Genomic DNA, 20,077 nt, shown 5'->3' with positions numbered 1-20,077 from the left:
AGCCCCCCCCGGTGTCAGTTAGAGCACATTCGGCGCCTGCGCCGGCTCGATCTGCGCCCAGTGCGAGGTGTCTTCGCGGTGTTGCTGCAAATAGGGCAGCACCGCCCCCAGCAATGGTTCCTTGAAGGCCTCTTGAAAGCGATGGGCGAGGCCCGGGATCAGCTTCAACCGGCTGCCGCGAATATGCGCCGCGAGATGCACCCCATGCATCACCGGCAACAAGGGATCAGCGGTGCCGTGGACCACCAAGGTCGGCACCTGCAGCTGATTGAGCAGCGCCACCCGGCTTGGCTCGGCCATGATCGCCATGATCTGGCGCTTCACACCCTCGGGGTTGAAGGCCCGGTCGTAGGCCACCGCAGCCTGGTGCAGCAGAGCCTGTCGATCGTCGACCACCATCGGGCTGCCCAGCGCGGCCAGCAGGTCGGCCTGCTGTTCGAGCGCCACTTCACGATTCGGCGCACTGCGCCGCGACAACAGTTGCACCAGCGTTTCACTGGGCGCCGGCAAGCCCGCGGCGCCGGAGCTGGTCATGAGCAATGTCAGGCTCTCGACCCGCTGAGGCGCCATGGCGGCCATGTGCTGGGCGATCATCCCACCCATGCTGACGCCCAACACATGGAAGCTTTGCACCTGCAAGGCGTCCATCAAGCCCAGGCCATCGGCGGCCATGTCCGTCAACGAATAAGGCGCCGCCACGGGCAGGCCGAGCTTGTAGCGCAACGCCTCGAATGTCAGGTTGGCGCTGCCGGGCGCCTGGCGCCAGGTGGATAAACCGACGTCCCGGTTGTCGTAGCGGATCACCCGAAAACCCTGTTCGCACAGCGCCACCACCACTTCATCCGGCCAGTGAATCAACTGCCCACCCAAGCCCATCACCAGCAGCAACGCAGGGTCGGACGCCCGCCCGATGCTCTGGTACGCCAGGCTTACCTGATCCAAGTCGACCCGCTGGGTCGCGACATTGACATCACAACGAGAAGCCGCCAACGACGGCAAGCCGCACAACAAGGCGGCCAGGAAAATGAATACACGCATGAACAAACACCAAAACGCAGAACCCCAGTAGAGCGCGAGTCTGATGAAGTTCGTTCAAGCGCGCTGCCACAGTTGCGTGACAGTTTGATGAAGATTGCCGAGTGGTTGTGTGAAGCCATAGGCCGGCGATGGTTCAAGCTCATTGGCGACGCTGACCCAAAGGTTGTCGCCGAACCGTTCCTGGGCCGGGCGCAACTGCGCCAGCGCCTGCTCGAATTCGCAACGCCAGGCATCGCGGTCATTGACCAGGCCCACCGAGAGGATCTTGTAGGTCGGCAGGCGATCCAGCACCCGGCCCAGTTGGTCTGGGGCGGGCACGGCGTCGATGTGCAGGCCATCCACCGGCAGGCTAACCGCCAGGCCGAGGTTGTCGTCCAGGCCATTGAAGCAGGTCGCCACCAACTTTTTCAGCGGCGAGTACTGAAGGATGTGATAGGCCCGCTCGAAGGCGCTTCGCCAGGCCAGGGGCAGGTCGAGCGTGAGGATCGGTTCATCGATCTGCACCCACTCCACACCTTGGGCCTTGAGACGATTGAGGACGTCACCGTAGACCGGCAGCAGGCGCTCCAGCAGGTCGAGCTTGTCAATGTCGCCGTCATTGGCCTTGCCCTGCCAGAGGTACGTCAGCGGGCCGATGACTGCAGGCTTGACCCGATGGCCCTGGGCGTGGGCTTCGTCGATTTCGTCGAACAGCCGCTCCCAGCCCAGCGTACCTTTCCAATCAGCTTCCAGGTCGTTCAATTCGCGGTCGGCGCCGATGCGGGGAAAACCGAGGGTATGGGCCAGGGCCATGGGAATGTCCTCCTTGTAAAAGATGACGCCATTGTCGACAGCCAGTCCCACATGAGACAAACTCAATCTTTTCGTGCTGATCACAAGTTTTACTCATGGAGCAAATCCGGTGCTTGAACTCCGTCACCTCAAGACGCTGCACGCCCTGCGCGAAGCCGACAGCCTGGTCGAAGCCGCTGAACGCCTGCACCTGACCCAGTCCGCCCTCTCCCACCAGTTCAAGGAATTGGAAGAACGCCTGGGTATGCAGTTGTTCGTGCGCAAGACCAAACCGGTCCGTTTCACCAGCGCCGGCCTGCGCTTGCTGCAACTGGCCGACGCCACCCTGCCGTTGCTGCGCAGCGCCGAACGGGACATCGCGCGGCTCGCGGGCGGCACCGCCGGGCGTTTGCACATGGCCATCGAGTGTCACAGCTGCTTCCAGTGGTTGATGCCCACCATCGACCAGTTCCGCGATGCCTGGCCGGAAGTCGAGCTGGACCTGGCCTCGGGCTTCGCCTTCGCCCCACTGCCGGCCCTGGCCCGTGGCGACCTGGACCTGGTCGTCACCTCCGATCCCCTTGAACTGGCGGGCATCACCTACGTGCCGCTGTTCACCTACGAGGCGATGCTGGCGGTGGCCAACCAGCATCGGCTGGCGGGCAAGGCCTACATCGTGCCCGAAGACCTCATCAGCGAAACCCTGATCACGTATCCGGTGGAACGCGATCGCCTGGACATCTTCACCCGCTTCCTCGAACCGGCCGACATCGAACCGGCCCAGGTGCGCACGTCCGAGCTGACGGTGATGATGATGCAACTGGTCGCCAGTGGCCGTGGCGTCTGCGGCATGCCCCATTGGGCGCTGCATGAATACAGCTCACGGGGCTACGTGAAGGCCAAGCGGCTGGGGGAAAAAGGTTTGTTCGCCACGCTCTACGCGGCGGTGCGCACCGACATGCTCGACGCGCCGTATATGCGCGACTTTCTGCTGACGGCAAAAGACACGTCGTTTTCCACACTCGACGGTGTCAGCGCGGTGCGGTAATTGCCACAAAGCTCCATCACTCAAACTTGCGGTGAGATCAGAGTTCAAGCCACATATGGATCTTGTCGAGGTACTCGTCCCCCACGCGAATCGCCATCGGCTCTAGGCCATACAACAGAAAGCCGCAGCGCTGGTAAAGCTCAATGGCCGGGTCGTTGCCGGCGGTGACGGTCAATTGCACAAGGCGCAGGAAGGGATGGCGACGGGCTTCGTCGAGGGCGGCCCGCATCAACTGTTCGCCGAGCCCGGCGTGACGATGGGCCTCGACGACGTACATGCCGAACAGCGTCGCCTTGTGCCGCGCCTTCAGCCGAGGCTCCAGGGCCAGGCCGACGATACCCACCAGCTCGTGCGCGATGAACGCGCCGAGGATCACTTCGAGCCGGCTGGTCAGGCGCGACTCCCACCAATTGATGGGCAGCGTCGCCCGTTCGCTGGCGCTGGAAGTGAAGGCCTGTGGATGGAATTCATAGGCCTGGAGCATCAGCTCCCGATAGCTCTGGGCGTCACCCGCCTTCAGCCGTCGGATGCTCACGCCGAACGCCGTTGCTCAAGCATCAACCGCAGGGCCAGCGCACCGAGCACGAAGCCCATGAAATACCGTTGCGCCGCCAGCCAGGTCGGGTTGTGGACGAACCATGAGGCGATGCCGGCGGCGAACAGTGCGATCAGCAGATTGACACTGAAACTGACGCTGATCTGGGTCAGCCCGAGGATGATGCTCTGGGTGAACAGTGAACCGTGCTCCGGGCTGATGAACTGCGGGAACACCGAGAGGTAGAACACCGCGATCTTCGGGTTCAGGGCGCTGGTGAGAAAGCCCATGGTGATCAGCTTGCGGGTCGAATCCGCTGGCAATTGCTGGGCCTGGAACGGCGAGCGGGCGCCGGGTTTCACCGCTTGCCAGGCCAGCCACAGCAGGTACAGCGCACCGGCCCACTTGAGGACTTCATAGGCCATGGGCACCGCGAGGAACACCGCCGTCAGCCCCGCCGCCGCCGCGAACATGTGCACGAAGAACCCCGCCACCACGCCTAATAAAGAAGTGACGCCGGCCTTGCGCCCCTGACAGATCGAGCGGGAAATCAGGTAGATCATGTTCGGGCCGGGCGTGAGCACCATCAGCAACGCGGCGGCGGCGAAAATCAGCAGGTCCGGCAAGGGGATCATGAAGGCGTCGCTCCTTGAATCAGCAGGTCGAGAGGCAGTGGGTTCGATAAAACGGCAGGATCACTTCGCCTGTCAACGGCGCCAGCAGTAATTCGCTGTCGCGGCAAGGGTCGATCCAATGCACTTCTTCAATTTCGGCAGCCGGGGAAACCGCTGCATCGGTCTCCAGCAAAAACACCTCGGCCTGCACGATAAATCCCGGCTCATTGGCGGCCGGCGCGCTGAATTGCCCCAGATGACGGGCCTGGGCCGGATCGATCCTGAGCCCGAGTTCCTCGTCCAATTCCCGAGCCAGGGCCTGGATCGGTTGCTCATGGGCTTCGATCTTGCCGCCGGGTTGCATGAAGGCCTGGGTGCCGCGCTTGCGCACCAGCAGGGTCCGGCCGTCCGGGCCGATGAGCAGGGCGGCGGCGATGCGGATCAGAGGGGTGGTCATGTACAAGGGCCTCGGGCGGAAAATGCCGGGCAGGTTACAGATCCAAGCGGCGGGAGCAAAGCCTGGCGCCGGACTGAAAATCGACGCAGTCCCTCTGTGGGAGCGAGCTTGCTCGCGATTGCGGTATGTCGGTCGAGAAATATCCGACTGATACTCAGCTATCGCGAGCAAGCTCGCTCCCACAAGGGATAGCGGGTCTGTCAGACCCCGGTCACCCCAAAATAGGCTTCGGCGCCGAAGGATCCGCCTCCTCCTCTGGGATCTTGACGAACACGCTGTACCGCGCCCCTTCCATTGCTTCGAAGGCGATGAGCTTTTCGATCAGCGGGCCGCTCATGACCTTTCCGGCGTTGAGCAGCAGCATGCCATTGTCGGCATTGAGGTTGCGCGCCAGAACCATGCCTGCCTCCAGTTCACGAGTGCTGGTGACTTTCACGGTCGGGTCGGACAGCGTCACGTCTTCCAGGTATTCGCCACAGGCCTTGATGAAGTCTTCGACCATGTTCGGGTCGTACAGCTTGCCGGCGTATTTGCGGATGTAGACCAGCGCTTCGTCGCTGTTCATCTGCCGCTCCAGGATCAACCCGCGCTGCAACTCGATGAAATCCACCGCCAGTTTCAACAGGCGCGAGCCGAACGGAATCGCCTCGCCCTTCAAGTGATCGGGGAATCCGCTGCCGTCCCAACGTTCCTGGTGATGAAGGATGATCCGCGCCGCGTCCTTCATCGGGTCCAGGGTCATCAGCAGCGATTCGCTCTGCTTCGGATAGGCGCGGTACAGCTCCAGTTCGCTGTGATGCAGCATGTCCGCCGGCGTGACCATCATGTTATCGGTCCAGCTCAGCTTGCCGATGTTGTAGAGCGCGGCGGCCATGGTCAGGTCGCGGTCGGTGGACTCGTCGAGGAAATTGAGCCGGCTATAGACCCGGATCAGTTCGATGATCTGCCGGTTGGTCTGCTTGGCCTTGGGCAGGCGCAGGTTGGCGATCAGCGAGAACACCTCGGTGCCGGTCACGTAGCTGCGCTTGAGCTCTTCATAGGCCAGGTCGAGCATGTCGGCGGTCTGCTGCAGCTCGGCGGTCCGCGACGCCACGCGTTTTTCCAGCGTGGCGTTGAGGGTCTTGAGTTGCTGGTTCTGCTCACGATTCAGGGCTTCGAGGCGCTGACGCTCGCTCTCCGAATGCTGGTGGGCCAGGGCTTGGCGCAGGGCCTGCACCAACTCCTCGTCATTCCAGGGCTTGCTGAGGTAGCGGTAGAGCTGCCCCTCATTGATAGCCTTGGTCATCATGTCCACGTCGGCATAACCGGTGAGCAGGATGCGCAATGTCGAAGGATAAAGCTTGCGAATTTCCGCCAGCAGCGTGGCGCCGTCCATGTTGGGCATGCGCGCATCGGTCATCACCAGATCGACCGGCCGCTCCTTGAGAATTTCCAGGGCCTTGGCGCCACTGTCGGCCACCAGGATTTCGTACGGCTGGCTGCGCAACAGCCGACGCAGGCTGTTGAGGATCGATTCTTCGTCATCTACCAACAACACCGTCGGCTTTGTTGCCGGAACGCCCGGCGCTTGATCTTCCATTGGAACCCCCTCCTGTCATCGACAACCGTTCTACCTTAGCCCCAAAAAACAGGCTAGTAGATTGCGAAAATTTAGACACAATTCGCCATCACTCACCTCGCGCTTCCGACGAGCCGACTATGCTGTACCCCATGAAGGGCCAAGTACAGGCCGAATACTCATGCCAGCGAAAGGGATATCAGATGTACCCACGGTTCCGTAGTCAGCATCTCGACGGTGCACGGCCATGAGCCTGCCGATGGAAAGATCCAATCGGCGGATACTGATCGTTGATGACACGCCGACGATCCATGAGGATTTTCGAAAGATTCTCAGCCCCCACGCAGCGCCCGAAGACAGCCTGAGCAATGCTGAAGAAGCCTTGTTCGGCGCCCCCGTGGTGGTTTGCGCCCAGAGCTTCGAGCTCGAATCGGCGTTCCAGGGCATGGAAGCCCTGAACAAGGTCGAAACCGCCCTTGCCCAGGGCAAACCGTTCGCCATGGCTTTCATCGACATGCGCATGCCGCCGGGTTGGGACGGCCTGGAAACCATCGAGCGGCTGTGGCGCGCCGACCCCAAGTTGCAGGTGGCGTTGTGCACGGCCTACTCGGATTATTCCTGGGAGGACATCGCCGACCGTCTCGAACTGGGCGACCGCCTGCTGATCCTGAAGAAACCTTTCGATGCGATCGAGATTCGCCAGATGGCGAGCACCTTGACCGTCAAATGGCAGATGACCGAAGACGCCGCGTTGAAAATGGACATGCTCGAACGGGCAGTGGAAGAACGCACCCGGGAGCTGGCCGACGCCAACATCATCGTGCAGAACAGCCCGACCATCCTTTATCGCCTGCGCGGCGAGCCGCCGTTCCCATTGATGTACATCTCCCACAACATCACCAAGTTCGGCCATGTCGCGGCGCGCCTGATCAGCTCGCCGGACTGGGCGCAAACCTTGATCCACCCCGACGACCAGGCCAAGGTCGACGAAGCCATGGTGCGCGTCCTGGACCGCGACACCGCGGGCGCCTCCATCGAATTTCGCATGCGCACTGGCGACGACACGTTCCGCTGGGTAGAGAACCGCTACATCCCGGTGCGCAACGAGCAAGGCCTGCTGCTGGAAGTCGAAGGCATCATCCTCGACATCACCGAGCGCAAGCTGGCCGAGGAAAAGATCGCCTTGCTGGCCCGCACCGATGGCCTGACCGGGCTCGCCAACCGCGCCACCATGATCGAGCGCCTGCACCAGGCCTTTGCGGCCGCCCGTCGGGGGGCGGCGCCCTTCGCAATGTTTTACCTGGACCTGGACCACTTCAAGCGGATCAACGACACCCTCGGGCACCCCATCGGTGACCTGCTGTTGCAACAAGTCGCAGCGCGGCTCAAGGGCTGCACCCGGGAAAACGACGTGGTGGCGCGCCTGGGTGGCGACGAATTCGCCATCCTGCAACTGGACGTCCACGAAGCGACCCACTGCGCCGCGCTGGCGGCCAAGATTCGCGACACGCTGGTGGCGCCCTATTCCCTGGATGGCAACGACGTACGCATTTCCGTGAGCATCGGCATCAGCCTCTATTCCCCGCAGAGCCCAAGCGCCGACAGCCTGATGGCCCAATCCGACATGGCCCTGTACCGCTCCAAGGAAAAGGGCCGCAACCAGTATCACTTCCACAACGAGGAAATTAACCAGGAGGTCACGGATCGGGTCACCCTCGCCAATGACCTGCGCCTGGCCATCGAAAACAACGAGTTGCACTTGCACTACCTGCCGGAAGTCGACCTTGGCACCGGCCGGATTCTCGGCATGGGCGTGCAGGTGCGCTGGAACCATCCCGCGCGCGGCTGGCTGGAACCGGCAGCCTTCATGCCGGCCGCGGAAAAAACCGGAATCATCATCGGCCTGGGCCATTGGGTCCTGGACCAGGCCTGCCAGCAGATGCGCCAATGGCGAGACCAGGGCATGTCGCCACCGGTGATCGCCATCGACCTGTCCCTGACCCAGCTCAAGACCGGCCCGGAACTGATCTACGACGTTCTGCGTACCACCGCGCGCTGGGAGCTGGCGCCCTGGGACCTGCGTTTCGACGTCACCGAAGCGACCCTGGCCCAGACCAAATGGACCCATAACGACGTGCTGCCGCGCCTGTGCGAATTGGGCGTGCAGGTCGCCATCGACGATTTCGGCACCGAGTACTCATCCTTCGATTACCTCAAGACTTACCGCGTGAACCACCTCAAGCTCGCCCAACGCTTCCTCGACAGCGCCAACGCCGATCCGGAGAACGCCACGACCCTGCGGGCCATCATCAACTTCGCCCGGGACGTGGGCATCGGCATCATCGCCGAAGGGGTCGAGACCCAGGAGCAACGCACGACGCTGATGTCCAGCGGCGGGTCGATACAAGCCCAGGGGCACTATTTCAGCACTGTGGTAGACAGTGAGCAGGCCGCCGCCCTGCTCAAGGCGGGCGCCATCGTTCCGGTGGCGGACCACTGGACCCGGCCGGCGAGCCAGCTATCGGAGAGCAGCCCATGAACCCCATGTCCGTACCGGCAAACAGGCGCATCCTGGTGGTGGACGACACGCCCGCCATTCACCACGACTTTCGAAAGATCCTCAGCCCCAGCGCAGGCAACGATGACTCGCTGGACGACACCGAGAGCCTGTTGTTCGGCACGCCGCAGGTGAACCGGGTGCAATTCCAGATCGACTCGGCCTACCAGGGCGAGGAAGCGCTGGAACTGGTCAAGCGCGCCCAGGCCGAAGGCCAGCCCTATGCCCTGGTGTTCGCCGACATGCGCATGCCGCCCGGCTGGGACGGCCTGCAGACCATCGAACAACTGTGGAAAGCCGACCCGCGCCTGCAGATCGCCCTGTGCACCGCGCATTCGGATTACTCCTGGGAGACCATGTCGGAACGCATCGAATTCGACGATCAGTTGTTGATCCTCAAGAAGCCGTTCGACACCCTGGAAATCCGCCAGATGGCCAGCGCCATGACCTGGAAATGGCAATTGGCCCAGGACGCCGCACGCAAGATGCGCAGCCTGGAACGCACCATCGAAGAGCGGGTCCAGGAGCTGCTCAAGGTCTCCCACCTGCTGCAATATGACGTGCTCACCGAGCTGCCCAACAGCATGCTGCTCGGCGACCGCCTGACCCAGGCCTTGGCGCAGTGCCGCCGGCATGACCGACAGTTGGCGGTGATGTTCATCGGCCTGGACCGCTTCAAGCGCATCAACAATGCGCTGGGGCACCCGGTGGGCGACGAGATGCTCAAGCGCGTGGCGCGGGCGTTGGCGGCCGTGGTGCGCGAGTCCGACTCGGTGTTTCGCTACGGCTCCGATGAGTTCGTGGTGATCCTCGGCGACATCGCCGACCCACAATTGACCAAGGGTGTGGCGGAAAAGCTGCTGGGGGCTATCAACTCCCCGCACCCCATCGACGGTCACGACCTGACGGTGACAGCGAGCCTGGGCATCAGCGTGTATCCGGCCGATGGTTTCGATGCCGTGGCGCTGATCAAAAAGGCCGAGACGGCAATGCGCAACGTCAAGGAAAACGGCCCCAACGATTTCCGTTTTTTCACCGAGGACATGAATCGCCGCGCCCGTCAGCAGCAGACCATCGAATCTGGCTTGCGCCTGGCCTTGCAGCGTAAGGAGTTCGTGCTGCATTACCAGCCCAAGCTCGACCTGACGAGCGGTAAAGTGGTCGGTGCCGAGGCGTTGGTGCGCTGGAATCGCCCCGATCAGGGGCTCGTCTATCCGTCGGATTTCATCCCCGTGGCCGAGGACAGCGGCCTGATCGTCCCGCTGAGCCAGTGGGTGCTCCAAGAGGCCTGCCAGCAGGCCTGTCGCTGGCAGGCCGAGGGCATGCGGCCGCTGTACCTGTCGGTCAACGTCTCGGCGATCGATTTCCGCCAGCGCGGTTTCGTCGATGGCATCGCGCGCACCCTAAAGGAAACCGGTCTGGACCCGACACAGTTAGAACTGGAGATCACTGAAAGCGTGCTCATGCAGAACATCGACACCACCGTCGCCACGCTCAATGCCATCAAGCATCTGGGCATACGGCTGGCCATCGATGACTTCGGCACCGGCTATTCGAGCCTGAGCTACCTGCAGAAATTTCCGGTGGATGTGTTGAAGATCGACCAGTCGTTCGTCGGTGACCTGAGCATCGACAGCAACGACGCGAAACTGGTGAGCACCATCATCAGCCTGGGCAAGAGTTTGAACCTGCACATCATTGCCGAAGGCGTGGAAACCCGGGAGCAGCTGGAATTCCTCAAGATCCACCAGTGCGAGGAAGCCCAGGGCTACTACTTCAGCAAGGCCGTGGCACCGCAAGCCTTCAGCCAATGGATGGCTGAATGGGAACAACGCCCGAACCCGTTTTCGTGAGCGCCAGCGTCATAACCCCCTTGTTTCAAGGGACAGCATTTCAAAGGAAAGCACCCCATGGCGTCACACGGACTGATTCTGGCTCTCGGCTTGCTGGTGGGACTGAGCGTGACCGCTCGCGCCGAGCCATTGGACGAACCGCTCAAACCCCTGCCTCCCGCTCCCGCCCTGGACCCCAAGCGAGTCCAGTTGGGCCAGCGGCTGTTCAATGACCCACGGCTGTCGGTCAACAACACCCTGTCCTGCGCCAGTTGCCATCGCCTGGACAAGGGCGGCGCCGACGACAAAGCCTTATCCCTGGGTTTCGACGGCAAGCCGGTGGAGGTCAATACGCCCACGGTGTTCAATGCCAGCCTGAATTTCCACCAGTTCTGGGACGGTCGCGTCGACACCCTGGAAGAACAGGTGCATATCGTCGTCACCAGCCCCGGTGAAATGGGCAGCAACTGGGAAACGGTGGTCAAGCGCATCGCGGGCGATACGGGCTATGCCAGGGATTTTGCCGACGCGTACCCAGACGGCGTGACCCAACCCAATATCCAGGGGGCGCTTGCCGACTACGAGCGCACCCTGCGGACACCCAACTCGCGCTTCGATAAATACCTGCTGGGCGATACCGACATCCTCACGCCTCGGGAAAAGTTCGGCTACCAGCGCTTCAAGGAGTACGGCTGCATCGCTTGCCATCAAGGCGTGAACATCGGCGGCAATATGTTCCAGAAATTCGGCGTGATGGGCGACTACATCCAGGACCGGGGCAATCCGACCCGAGCCGACGAAGGACGCTTCAACGTCACCGGCGACGAAGCCGACCGCCAGGTCTTCAAGGTGCCGAGCCTGCGCAACGTGGCCGTCACCGCGCCGTATTTCCATGGAGGATCGGCACAGACCCTGGAGCAGGCAGTGAAAGTGATGTTCAAGTATCAACTGGGCCGCGAACCCCAGAAGAACGATACCGAACTGATCGTCGAATTCCTCAAGACCCTCACCGGCGAATGGGAGGGCAAGCCGCTATGACTCTCGCACGCCGCCTCGGCCTGGTTTTCATCGGCGTATTGCTGGCTTCGATGCTGTTGATCATGTACATCCAATCGAGTGCCCACCAAGCCGCTTCATACATTGAATCGCGCGACCTGATCCGCCAGCTCAAGCAGCAGGACGGCATCTGGGACAACGAAGTGCTCAAGTCCCGGATCGCCCTGAGCCACAATTACGACCCACTGGTTTCGCCATTGCATGAAATGACGCGCCTGTGGCAGCGCCTCGACGTCATCGAGTCGGAGTCCGGCCGCCACGCGCCTGCGCTTTGGTCAACCCAGCGCGACGAATACCTGAAGGCGATCAAGGAAAAAACTCGCCTGGTGGAGCAGTTCAAGTCCCATAACGCGGTACTGCGCAATTCCCTGGCATTCCTGCCCACCGCCGAGGACGACATCCAGCGTCAGTTCGCCCAACTGTCCGACGGTGAAAAACTGGAACTGCAGAACGTTGCCATCGACACCTACGACCTGCTGCTCAGCACGATGGAGTTCGCGCAGGTCACCACTCGCGAGCAGGCCGCCGAAGTCTTGCTGGGCCTCAACCAACTGGACGTCAACAAGGACCGGCTGCCGGCGGGGCTTGTCGGCTCCGTCGATATTCTGCGCAGGCACATCGCGCTGATCCTGCGCGAGCAGCCGCTGGTCAACCAGCTGCTGCGTGACTTCGAAGCGGTCCCCCTGGCTGACCGGCTGGACACCATCACCGGCCTGCTGGAAAAGGATCAGGAGCACGCCGCCGCCGAACATCAGCGCAACCATACCCTGCTGCTGGTGTTCGCCACCTTCCTGGTGCTGATATTGATTTGGCTGGCGGTTCGGCTGGTGCGCAGTTTCGGCGAGATCAAGCGGGTCAACAGCGCCCTGCAAACCGCCAACGACGAGCTCGAACAACGGGTCGAGGAACGCACCCGCCAGCTCAAGGACACCCAGAGTGAACTGATGGACACTGCCCGCCAGGCCGGCATGGCGGAGATCGCCACCAACGTGCTGCACAACGTCGGGAACGTGCTCAACAGCGTGAACATTTCCGCCGACCTGGTCAGCCGAAAACTGCGCAGCAGCAAGGCCCTGGGCCTGGGCAAGGCGATGAACCTCATCAACGAGCACAGCCACGACCTGGGGCACTTCCTCACCGAGGACGAAAAAGGCAAGCTGCTACCCGGTTATCTCAACCAATTGGTGGAAGCCATCGCGACGGAACAACAAAGCCTGACCGACGAGCTTGCGCAACTGAGCAAGAGCGTCGACCACATCAAGGACATCGTTTCCACGCAGCAGTCCTACGCCGGCGCCAATAGCCTGATGGAACCGCTGGTGGTCAGCGAACTGCTCGAGGACGCCCTGCGCATGAACTCAGGGGCCCTGACCCGCCACCATGTGACGGTGATCAAAGAGTACGGCGAAGTGCCACGGATCATGGGCGACAAACACCGCATGCTGCTGATCCTGATCAACCTGATCAGCAATGCCAAATACGCCATGGCGGGGGTTTCCAACCATGCGCGGAACATGACGCTCAAAGCCAGGGTCGTAGATCAAGAGCTGCAAATCAGCGTGAAGGACGAAGGCGAAGGAATCCCGGAGGAAAACATGACGCGCATCTTCGCCCACGGTTTTACCACCCGTAAGGACGGTCACGGGTTTGGCCTGCACAGTTGCGCACTGGCGTCGATTGAAATGAACGGCCACCTCACCGCGCACAGCGAGGGGCCAGGGACCGGGGCGACATTCGTATTGCAACTGCCCTTGAAACTCGCAGAAGGTGAGCCATGAATAGCCTGAGCAACCGGCGCATCCTCTTGATCGACGATACGCCAGCCATCCATGACGACTTCCGAAAGATCCTGACGCCTGAGGACGAGAGCAACGCTGATCTACAGGACATGGAAAGCGCGCTGTTCGGCGAAGCGCCGAAAGTGGCCGCCACCGTTTTCGAACTTGACTCCGCCTACGGTGGCCAGGAAGGCCTGGCGAAATTGCAGCAGGCGCTGGCCAAGGAGCAACCCTATGCCCTGGCGTTCGTCGACATGCGCATGCCCGAAGGCTGGGACGGCGCCAAGACCATCGAGGAACTGTGGAAAGTCGATCCGCAACTGCAAGTGGTGGTCTGCACCGCGTACTCGGATTATTCCTGGGATGAGCTGCTCGACCGTCTCAACGGCCACGACCGTCTGCTGATCCTAAAAAAGCCCTTCGACAACATCGAAGTTCAGCAGATGGCCAACACCTTGACCACCAAATGGGAAATGACCTCCCGCGCCCGTTTGAAAATGAACAAGCTCGAAGACCTGGTGGAACAACGCACCCTGGCGTTCAAACAGGCCAGCGAGTTGCTACAGATGGAAATCGACGAACGCAAGATGCTCGAGAGCCAGCTGGTGCAATCGGAAAAACTCGCCTCCCTGGGCCAACTGGCCGCCGGCGTGGCCCACGAGATCAACAACCCGATCGGCTTCATTTCCTCCAACCTCGGCGCCCTCGGCGGCTACTTCAGCAAACTGGAGGAAATGCTCCAGGCCTACGGCAGTGCCGAGCAAGCCATCGCCTCGCCGGAGTTGGTGCTGAATTTGAAAAGCCTGCGCGAGCAGGTGGAACTGGACTTCCTGGTGGAAGACATCCCGGTGCTGATCAAGGAATCCAAGGACGGCATCGCCCGCGTCGGGCAGATCGTCAAGGACCTCAAGGACTTTTCCCGCGTCGACTCCAGCCAGGAATGGCAGATGGCCAATTTGCAGCAAGGCATGGACTCGACCTTGAACATCGTCGCCAACGAGATCAAGTACAAGGCCGACGTGGTCAAGCAATACAGCCCGTTGCCGGAGGTCGAGTGCCTGCCGTCGCAAATCAACCAGGTGATCATGAACCTGATCGTCAACGCCGCCCAGGCCATCGGCCCGGAACGCGGCACCATCACCCTGCGCAACGGGGTGGAAGGCGACAACGTCTGGATCGAAGTCGCCGACAACGGCTCCGGCATCCCCCCGGAAACCCTGCAGAAAATCTTCGACCCGTTTTTCACCACCAAGCCCATCGGCCAAGGCACGGGACTTGGATTGTCGCTGTCCTACGGCATCGTGAAAAAACACAACGGCGACATCACGGTGAGCAGTGAAGTGGGGGTGGGAACGACCTTTCGGGTGGAGTTGCCGGTGCGGCAGATGAAATTGGCGGGGTGAGCGACCGCAGTTTCCAATTTCAGCGAGAGGGCTCTGTGGCGAGGGGATTTAGCGAAACGTCGCACCGCCCCGCTGGGCTGCGCAGCGGCCCCAAGAATTTCAGGGCCGCTTCGCGCCCCAGCGGAGATAAATCCCCTCGCCACAGGGTTCTTGTTGCCTGCCGTTTCACAGCAAGCGCAGAATCTCTGCTTCGCCCCACCCATCGCTCGCCCCCAAGGAACCCGCATGAGCCTGTCTTTGCTGAGCCGCTACGCCTTCTTCGCTGGCTGCGTGATCTTCACCCTCGCCAGCTTGCCGTTCCTGCAACATGACTGGCTCTGGCCGATTGCGCTGGTGACGGGGCTGCTGAGCCTGCTGGGGTTGTTCGACCTGCTGCAAACCCGCCATGCCGTGCGCCGCAACTATCCGATCCTGGGCAATATCCGTTACCTGGTCGAAGGCATCCGCCCGGAGATCCGCCAGTACCTGCTCGAATCCGACAGCGATGCCCTGCCCTTCTCCCGTGCCCAGCGCTCGCTGGTGTATTCACGGGCCAAGAACGAAAGCGCCGACAAACCGTTCGGCACCTTGATCGACGTCTACCAGGCCGGCTTCGAATTCATCGGCCACTCCATGCGCCCGGCGCCGTTGAGCGACCCCAGCGGCTTTCGCGTCACGGTCGGCGGCCCGCAATGCACCCAGCCCTATTCGGCCTCGGTGTTCAACATCTCGGCCATGAGCTTCGGCTCCTTGAGCGCGAATGCGATCCGGGCGTTGAACCAGGGCGCCAAGCTCGGCAACTTCGCCCATGACACCGGCGAAGGCAGCATCAGCCCCTACCACCGCGAACACGGCGGCGACCTGACCTGGGAATTGGGCAGCGGCTATTTCGGTTGCCGCACCAGCGACGGGCGCTTCGACCCGGAACGCTTCGCTGCCCAGGCCCGGAACCCGCAGGTGCGGATGATCGAAATCAAGATGAGCCAAGGCGCCAAGCCCGGCCACGGCGGGATCCTGCCCAAGCACAAGGTCACCCGGGAAATCGCCGAGACCCGTGGCATCCTCATGGGCGAGGACTGTGTTTCGCCGTCCCGCCACAGCGCGTTCTCCACGCCAATCGAGCTGATGCAGTTCGTCCAGCAATTGCGCGAGCTGTCTGGCGGCAAGCCGGTGGGCTTCAAGTTCTGCCTGGGGCATCCGTGGGAATTCATGGGCATCGCCAAGGCCATGCTGGAAACCGGCATCCTGCCCGACTTCATCGTAGTGGACGGCAAGGAAGGCGGCACCGGCGCGGCACCGGTTGAGTTCACCGACCACATCGGCGTGCCGCTGCGCGAAGGCCTGTTGTTCGTGCACAACACCCTGGTGGGGCTGAACCTGCGGGACAAGATCAAGCTCGGCGCCAGCGGCAAGATCGTCAGCGCCTTCGACATCGCCAGCGTCCTGGCCATCGGCGCCGACTGGGCCAACGCCGCTCGCGGCTTCATGTTCGCCATCGGTTGCATTCAGTCCCAAAGCTGCCACACCAACAAATGCCCCACCGGCGTCGCCACCCAGGACACCCTGCGCCAACGCGCCCTGGTCGTCCCGGACAAGGCCCAGCGGGTCTACAACTTCCACCGCAACACCCTCAAGGCCCTCGCCGAAATGCTCGCCGCCGCCGGCCTCGACCACCCCTCGCAATTGCAGCCCAAGCATCTGGTGCGGCGCATGTCGGCGACCGAGATCAAACTGTTTTCACAGCTGCATGTGTTCTTGAAACCGGGGGAATTGCTGACCGGTGAAGTGAACGGACAGTTCTATTCGCGGATGTGGCAACTGGCGCGGGCGGACAGTTTTGAGCCGCAGGAAATCGTCGCCGCATAGCTTGTGAACACAGTGCTCTCGTGGCGAGGGAGCTTGCTCCCGCTGGGTTGTGCGCAGGAGCTGCCGAAGGCTGCGATCGCTTGATCTTTCGCCTAGGACTCAATAGTTTGGGGAAAGATCGCAGCCTCGTTTAACGCGGATCCACGCGGCTGCGAACAACCTACCCAGCTCGATGAATGTTATCACCGCGGATCCTCTATGTACTTTTCAGGACCCGTTATGTCTTTCATGACAATAAAATTACCTGCTTCAGTGACATATAAAGAATAGAACTTCTTGTCCACTATTCGCATATATGTTTTGCCAACGGATGTAGCAGCATCAAACATTGCCCTCTTTCCGTCGACTACATTATTGATGCCCTGCCGAGCTAAAAAATGAGAGTGCAGTAAATCATTATCACGGCTCAAGATAAACCGCAAGGTCGGCATATAACTCATTGCAGGATAGCCCTTCGGCAGCCAATTCCTATTCGTAAGAGAAGGAATATAGTAAACCACATCGGTCTTCCAGAAATCTTTTGTTGAGATGACGTCATAAGCAACAAAAGTAGCCATTGCAGTTTCAAGCTCTTTTTTTGCGATAATGACTTGCCCATACGCGTAGCAAAAAGAAAACATACATAACACAGGAACGATAAGAAACAGCCTCAACACACTCCAAACACGTCCAAAAAAATCGTAATTCAAAATAAACAAGAAAAACAACACAATGGAAAAACCCAGATAGTTTCGGGCGTTTTGATGCTGATCCACTAAAAACAACATAACACCAGGAATACAAGCAATCATTGCTGGTATCACACATACGAACAACACCAGGACTGAGATGCGTTTCTTCCAGCTACCTTCTAGCGAAAAAACATCCTTAATCACAAACATCAATCCGGCACCTGCCCCCAACAACAACAACAACAGCACTAGATAAAAATTCCCTACCGTTACAAGCTCGGAAACTCTCTCCAGCGAATATCTCAATCTGGAAATTACAATTTCCGGCCATGCTTGATCAGAAAAAAATTAGCCCACCTCGGGAATTATCAATCATCTGAAAGGTCGTCAAATAATACACACTTGCACCTAGCATCAGTTGTAGTCCGCGTTGTGTTAGAGCGCATAAAATTTCGTTCGCTGTTCTCCTGCTTCGTATATTCCATACAAATTCAATCAAACATAGGCCTGTGTACACGCTGATAGCCAACTGATAAAGACTTAACGTAGCGGTCACAAGCAAAGCCGCTAATAGCCGTCGAAATGTACCTCCACCAAAGCTATAGGTCACTGCATAGATCGCAGCTACCACGGCAAGCATCATTCCCGGACCATCGTATTGGTAAGTTATATTGCCAATAAAAAATGGGCTGCACAGAATGGGGAGTACAACCAGACAGGCCGTAAAATCTGGCCGAGAAAAGAAAAGAAATGTCAAGCGGCTCATCGCCAAAGCCAAAGCGAACGTGGCAACCAACAGAGGAAAAGGAAATATGTTCACCGTAGCGTTGTTGAACGTAAGAAATTTTACGAAAACCTCAATAAGCACCCTACCCGTATTACACCAATCATCGTCTGCCAACAAGAACAACCGCCAATTATCATCCACATAAGCATAATCAGCATGAACGAAAGGAAAAACATACACAAAGGATGCAATAGTAAAAAAGACCAGCACTTCTTTTTTACTCATTGTCTTTTCGGCCCATTGCACTTTGTACCGAAACATCGAAGACAAATAACTTAGCACCCGCCCTCTAGCGTCATCCTTAGGATGTACTCTGTTCATCACGGACCACCTCCCTAATGACATACCTCGGCCGACGCTTCGTCTCCAGATAGATTCGCCCGACATATTCACCCAGCACACCAATGCCGATCAGCTGCACCCCGCCCAAAAACAAAATCGCCGTCATCAAAGATGGATAACCGGGCAGATCATTCCCAAAGAACAGCTTGTCCAGCACCATGTACCCGGCATACGCCAGCGAAACCAATGAGATGCAGCTGCCGAGGTAAGTCCACAATCGCAAGGGCACGGTACTGAACGAAGTGATCCCCTCTAGCGCTAGGTTCCATAACTTCCAGCCGTTGAACTTGCTGTTGCCCGCCGCGCGACCGGCTCGGTCGTATTCGATAATGACGGTGGTAAATCCCGCCCACGACAACACGCCTTTCATGAAGAGCTGGTATTCGGGAAGGGTCTTGATCACCTCCACCACCTTGCGATCCATCAATCGAAAATCTCCTACATTCCGCTCGATATGAGGAGAGGCAATCCTATCTAGCAGTCGATAAAACAGCGCAGCGCATCCACGCTTGAGGTAACTATCGGACGAGCGATCACGACGCTTTGCGAGCACTACCTCTGCGCCCTTTTCCCATTCGGCAACAAGCTTGGGAATCACCTCGATGGGGTCTTGCAGGTCTACGTCGATGGGAATGACCACGTCCCCGCCGGCGTGTTCGATCCCGGCAAACAAGGCGGGCTCCTTGCCGAAGTTTCGGGAAAAATTGATCAACACGACCAGGTTATCGACCAGCGCGATGTCACGTGCAAGCGCATCCGTCTGGTCAGCGCTGCCATCGTTGATGAAGATGATCTCTACGCTGTAACCGGCCAACGCCGGGTGCTGACGGACACTCTTGTAGAACAGTCCCAGGGTCTGCTCTTCATTGAACACCGGAACAATCAGCGAGATCTTCATGGACGTTGCCCACGAAACACCACGAACCGGGAGAGGAGAAATCCGAACACCAGACTCAGCAGCGAAAATACCGCCACCGTCAGCAATCCATGGAGCCGCCAGCGGTCTCCCAGATAACCCACGGCATAACTGAGCGCTCCAATAACGCACAGGAAAGTGACATACCCCGTTACCGAGAGTTTGGCCTCGAAGGTATAGAGCGCATTGAGGTAATAGGAGAACGAAGCCGCCACGCAAAACGCAGCCAAATTACTGATCGACTGATCGAGACCGACCGCCACGCGCAGCACAAAGAATATTTGCCAATGAAGCAATGTATTGGCGAGGCCGACCAGTGAATAAGTAAAAAAAGTGCTCCATCTTGCTTTTCGGAATTCGCTCATGGCTGCTGAGAGGCACGAAGCGATTTGAACCGGAACAAGCTGTACCCCATCGCCAGGTTCAACAGGCAATAGAAAGCCACCGTCACCCATCCAGGTGAACCCAGGACATCTCCCATCGAGCCGACCGCGTAACTCAATGTCCCCATCAAACCATTGCACAGCAGATAGCTGCGCCACGACTCCCCGGGCCGGAAGATGTAAAGCCCACTCACATAAAACGAAAACACCGCAGCCACGCCGAACGCAGCCAAGTTGCTAGTCGCCTGGACCAGTCCAACGGCGTCATGCAACAGAAAAAAAACCTGGCCATGGATCAGTCCATTGACCAGTGCGATAACCATCAACGCAGAAGACCCGTTCATCTTGGTACCTTGCCACTCCCCTATTGGCGTGCGTCCAAGCTAGGCGACGGTTCTGCGGCGGTCTACTGTCAGATCTTACAGGTCGAGCACCGATTCCGACGGACGGTCAGGCTCACGCACAAAAAAACCCCGGTCGTCTGAC

General features: G+C 59.7%; 17 protein-coding genes and 1 pseudogene. 7 read left to right on the top strand and 11 right to left on the bottom strand.

Going from position 1 to position 20,077, the window contains the following annotated elements:
- Nucleotides 1-18: 18 nt before the first annotated feature.
- Nucleotides 19-1,038, bottom strand: coding sequence for an alpha/beta fold hydrolase (locus J3P90_RS05345; RefSeq protein ID WP_420765319.1), 1,020 nt, complete (start codon nt 1,036-1,038; stop codon nt 19-21).
- Nucleotides 1,039-1,161: 123 nt separating this feature from the next.
- A pseudogene (locus J3P90_RS05340) lies at nt 1,162-1,746 on the bottom strand (5-methyltetrahydropteroyltriglutamate--homocysteine S-methyltransferase); the annotation flags it as partial.
- A 193-nt stretch (nt 1,747-1,939) separates the two neighbouring features.
- On the opposite strand from J3P90_RS05340, the gene metR reads away from it, so the two are divergent.
- Complete coding sequence (gene metR, locus J3P90_RS05335; RefSeq protein WP_420765320.1) at nt 1,940-2,857, top strand: transcriptional regulator MetR; 918 nt, start codon at nt 1,940-1,942, stop codon at nt 2,855-2,857.
- 37 nt (nt 2,858-2,894) lie between these two features.
- Here the strand turns inward: metR and J3P90_RS05330 are convergent, their stop codons facing one another.
- The 4 genes from J3P90_RS05330 to J3P90_RS05315 all read right to left on the bottom strand — a co-directional run bounded on the left by J3P90_RS05330 (nt 2,895) and on the right by J3P90_RS05315 (nt 6,042).
- A complete protein-coding gene (locus tag J3P90_RS05330) occupies nt 2,895-3,392 on the bottom strand; it encodes a GNAT family N-acetyltransferase (protein WP_420765321.1) in 498 nt (165 codons plus the stop codon).
- On the bottom strand, nt 3,389-4,027 hold the full coding sequence (locus J3P90_RS05325; RefSeq protein WP_047230397.1) for a LysE family translocator: 639 nt from the start codon (nt 4,025-4,027) through the stop codon (nt 3,389-3,391). Before J3P90_RS05325 ends, J3P90_RS05330 begins: the two co-directional genes overlap by 4 nt.
- 19 nt (nt 4,028-4,046) lie before the next feature.
- Nucleotides 4,047-4,463 (bottom strand): NUDIX hydrolase, encoded by a 417-nt coding sequence (locus J3P90_RS05320; RefSeq protein WP_434560397.1) that lies wholly within the window; start codon nt 4,461-4,463, stop codon nt 4,047-4,049.
- Nucleotides 4,464-4,674: 211 nt separating this feature from the next.
- A complete protein-coding gene (locus J3P90_RS05315; protein WP_434560399.1) occupies nt 4,675-6,042 on the bottom strand; it encodes an HD domain-containing phosphohydrolase in 1,368 nt (455 codons plus the stop codon).
- Between the two features lie 226 nt (nt 6,043-6,268).
- Between J3P90_RS05315 and J3P90_RS05310 the strand changes: the two genes are divergently transcribed.
- From J3P90_RS05310 to J3P90_RS05285, 6 genes are all read left to right on the top strand, one after another.
- Nucleotides 6,269-8,560 (top strand): GGDEF/EAL domain-containing response regulator, encoded by a 2,292-nt coding sequence (locus tag J3P90_RS05310; RefSeq protein WP_434675931.1) that lies wholly within the window; start codon nt 6,269-6,271, stop codon nt 8,558-8,560.
- Entirely contained in the window at nt 8,557-10,431 is a 1,875-nt protein-coding gene (locus tag J3P90_RS05305) for an EAL domain-containing protein (RefSeq protein ID WP_420765326.1), read from the top strand. Before J3P90_RS05310 ends, J3P90_RS05305 begins: the two co-directional genes overlap by 4 nt.
- Nucleotides 10,432-10,488: 57 nt before the next feature.
- On the top strand, nt 10,489-11,448 hold the full coding sequence (locus J3P90_RS05300) for a cytochrome-c peroxidase (RefSeq protein ID WP_420765327.1): 960 nt from the start codon (nt 10,489-10,491) through the stop codon (nt 11,446-11,448).
- Nucleotides 11,445-13,244, top strand: a complete 1,800-nt coding sequence (locus J3P90_RS05295) for a DAHL domain-containing protein (protein ID WP_434675930.1) — start codon at nt 11,445-11,447, stop codon at nt 13,242-13,244. The genes J3P90_RS05300 and J3P90_RS05295 overlap by 4 nt, the downstream gene beginning before the upstream one ends.
- The gene (locus tag J3P90_RS05290) at nt 13,241-14,647 is read left to right on the top strand and encodes an ATP-binding protein (RefSeq protein WP_434675929.1); all 1,407 of its coding nucleotides are present in this window, start codon (nt 13,241-13,243) and stop codon (nt 14,645-14,647) included. The genes J3P90_RS05295 and J3P90_RS05290 overlap by 4 nt, the downstream gene beginning before the upstream one ends.
- 225 nt (nt 14,648-14,872) lie before the next feature.
- Complete coding sequence (locus J3P90_RS05285; protein ID WP_434675928.1) at nt 14,873-16,492, top strand: FMN-binding glutamate synthase family protein; 1,620 nt, start codon at nt 14,873-14,875, stop codon at nt 16,490-16,492.
- A gap of 182 nt (nt 16,493-16,674) precedes the next feature.
- Here J3P90_RS05285 and J3P90_RS05280 read toward each other — a convergent pair whose 3' ends face one another.
- From J3P90_RS05280 to J3P90_RS05260, 5 genes are all read right to left on the bottom strand, one after another.
- Nucleotides 16,675-17,412 (bottom strand): hypothetical protein, encoded by a 738-nt coding sequence (locus J3P90_RS05280; RefSeq protein WP_434675927.1) that lies wholly within the window; start codon nt 17,410-17,412, stop codon nt 16,675-16,677.
- An 88-nt stretch (nt 17,413-17,500) separates the two neighbouring features.
- Nucleotides 17,501-18,175: a glucosyltransferase domain-containing protein gene (locus J3P90_RS05275; protein ID WP_434675926.1), complete on the bottom strand. Its 675-nt coding sequence runs from the start codon at nt 18,173-18,175 to the stop codon at nt 17,501-17,503.
- 76 nt (nt 18,176-18,251) lie between these two features.
- Nucleotides 18,252-19,190: a glycosyltransferase family 2 protein gene (locus J3P90_RS05270; RefSeq protein ID WP_434675925.1), complete on the bottom strand. Its 939-nt coding sequence runs from the start codon at nt 19,188-19,190 to the stop codon at nt 18,252-18,254.
- A complete protein-coding gene (locus J3P90_RS05265; protein ID WP_434675924.1) occupies nt 19,187-19,573 on the bottom strand; it encodes a GtrA family protein in 387 nt (128 codons plus the stop codon). The genes J3P90_RS05270 and J3P90_RS05265 overlap by 4 nt, the downstream gene beginning before the upstream one ends.
- A complete protein-coding gene (locus J3P90_RS05260; protein ID WP_434560413.1) occupies nt 19,570-19,935 on the bottom strand; it encodes a GtrA family protein in 366 nt (121 codons plus the stop codon). Before J3P90_RS05260 ends, J3P90_RS05265 begins: the two co-directional genes overlap by 4 nt.
- Nucleotides 19,936-20,077: the final 142 nt, after the last annotated feature.

This window comes from Pseudomonas sp. D3-10 (assembly GCF_051132175.1).
Taxonomy (GTDB): Bacteria; Pseudomonadota; Gammaproteobacteria; order Pseudomonadales; family Pseudomonadaceae; genus Aquipseudomonas.
Note: the sequence above shows the minus strand (reverse complement) of the source record. Positions and strands in the feature narration are given on the sequence as shown.

Bases quoted from the DNA above. Each gene is read 5' to 3' on its own strand.
- J3P90_RS05265 (WP_434675924.1), bottom strand. From the start codon at position 19,573: ATGAGCGAATTCCGAAAAGCAAGATGGAGCACTTTTTTTACTTATTCA.
- J3P90_RS05305 (WP_420765326.1), top strand. From the start codon at position 8,557: ATGAACCCCATGTCCGTACCGGCAAACAGGCGCATCCTGGTGGTGGAC.
- J3P90_RS05310 (WP_434675931.1), top strand. From the start codon at position 6,269: ATGAGCCTGCCGATGGAAAGATCCAATCGGCGGATACTGATCGTTGAT.
- J3P90_RS05325 (WP_047230397.1), bottom strand. From the start codon at position 4,027: ATGATCCCCTTGCCGGACCTGCTGATTTTCGCCGCCGCCGCGTTGCTG.
- J3P90_RS05345 (WP_420765319.1), bottom strand. From the start codon at position 1,038: ATGCGTGTATTCATTTTCCTGGCCGCCTTGTTGTGCGGCTTGCCGTCG.
- J3P90_RS05315 (WP_434560399.1), bottom strand. From the start codon at position 6,042: ATGGAAGATCAAGCGCCGGGCGTTCCGGCAACAAAGCCGACGGTGTTG.
- J3P90_RS05260 (WP_434560413.1), bottom strand. From the start codon at position 19,935: ATGAACGGGTCTTCTGCGTTGATGGTTATCGCACTGGTCAATGGACTG.
- J3P90_RS05300 (WP_420765327.1), top strand. From the start codon at position 10,489: ATGGCGTCACACGGACTGATTCTGGCTCTCGGCTTGCTGGTGGGACTG.
- J3P90_RS05275 (WP_434675926.1), bottom strand. From the start codon at position 18,175: ATGAGTAAAAAAGAAGTGCTGGTCTTTTTTACTATTGCATCCTTTGTG.
- J3P90_RS05295 (WP_434675930.1), top strand. From the start codon at position 11,445: ATGACTCTCGCACGCCGCCTCGGCCTGGTTTTCATCGGCGTATTGCTG.
- J3P90_RS05285 (WP_434675928.1), top strand. From the start codon at position 14,873: ATGAGCCTGTCTTTGCTGAGCCGCTACGCCTTCTTCGCTGGCTGCGTG.
- J3P90_RS05320 (WP_434560397.1), bottom strand. From the start codon at position 4,463: ATGACCACCCCTCTGATCCGCATCGCCGCCGCCCTGCTCATCGGCCCG.
- J3P90_RS05290 (WP_434675929.1), top strand. From the start codon at position 13,241: ATGAATAGCCTGAGCAACCGGCGCATCCTCTTGATCGACGATACGCCA.
- J3P90_RS05270 (WP_434675925.1), bottom strand. From the start codon at position 19,190: ATGAAGATCTCGCTGATTGTTCCGGTGTTCAATGAAGAGCAGACCCTG.